Genomic DNA, 847 nt, shown 5'->3' with positions numbered 1-847 from the left:
ATCTACGCTTATCGCAAGTTAATACGTCCTTCATCGCCTCTGACTGCCAAGGCATCCACCGTGTACGCTTAGTCACTTAACCATACAACCCCAAGAGGTTTCGTATGGCAACAACCAAGGTTTCTCTCTTAAAAGAGAGGTTTGTTTTCGCCGGACTCTTACACAAGACACTTGAATGTGTGTTTGTTTTGAGAACTCGTTTTTACCGCTCTTAAAATAAAGAGGGATAAAAACATTTGTAATTGAATCCTAAGATTCAATTTACTAGTCAGCTTTCCAGATTGTTAAAGAACATGTGTTTTTTCTATCTCCTAAGAGATAAATAATCCACTTTCTAATGACTTTCAGCGACAGTAATTTGACGCAATAACGTAAGCTATTGAATCAAGATGTCGTAAAAGTGTTTAGAAAGTGGTGGGCGATACCGGGCTCGAACCAGTGACCCCCTCCTTGTAAGGGAGGTGCTCTCCCAACTGAGCTAATCGCCCACGATAGTTTGAATTCCTTCGTGAGAAAGAATGGTGGGTCGTGCAGGATTCGAACCTGCGACCAATTGATTAAAAGTCAACTGCTCTACCAACTGAGCTAACGACCCATACTTCTAAAAAGAAGTGGCGTCCCGTAGGGGAGTCGAACCCCTGTTACCGCCGTGAAAGGGCGGTGTCCTAGGCCTCTAGACGAACGGGACTTAGTTTTTCGATGTTGTTGAGAACATCGTGTTCTTTTACATTTCGACCAAGCAATCTGTGTGGACACTGCATCAAACAATAAATCTTTAGGTAAGGAGGTGATCCAGCCCCAGGTTCCCCTAGGGCTACCTTGTTACGACTTCACCCCAGTCATGAAC

The 847-nt window shown here is 44.0% G+C and carries 3 tRNA genes and 1 rRNA gene; all 4 read right to left on the bottom strand.

What is annotated here, in order from left to right:
- Positions 1–412 precede the first annotated feature (412 nt).
- Positions 413–488 (bottom strand) — tRNA-Val (locus C9J12_RS30195).
- Between the two features lie 31 nt (positions 489–519).
- Positions 520–595, bottom strand: a tRNA-Lys gene (locus tag C9J12_RS30190).
- Between the two features lie 17 nt (positions 596–612).
- Positions 613–688, bottom strand: a tRNA-Glu gene (locus tag C9J12_RS30185).
- 92 nt (positions 689–780) lie between these two features.
- Positions 781–847, bottom strand: a 16S ribosomal RNA gene (locus tag C9J12_RS30180); the annotation flags it as partial.

The sequence above is a fragment of the Photobacterium frigidiphilum genome (assembly GCF_003025615.1).
Lineage (GTDB): Bacteria > Pseudomonadota > Gammaproteobacteria > Enterobacterales > Vibrionaceae > Photobacterium > Photobacterium frigidiphilum.
This window is presented reverse-complemented; position numbering and strand designations above follow the sequence as displayed.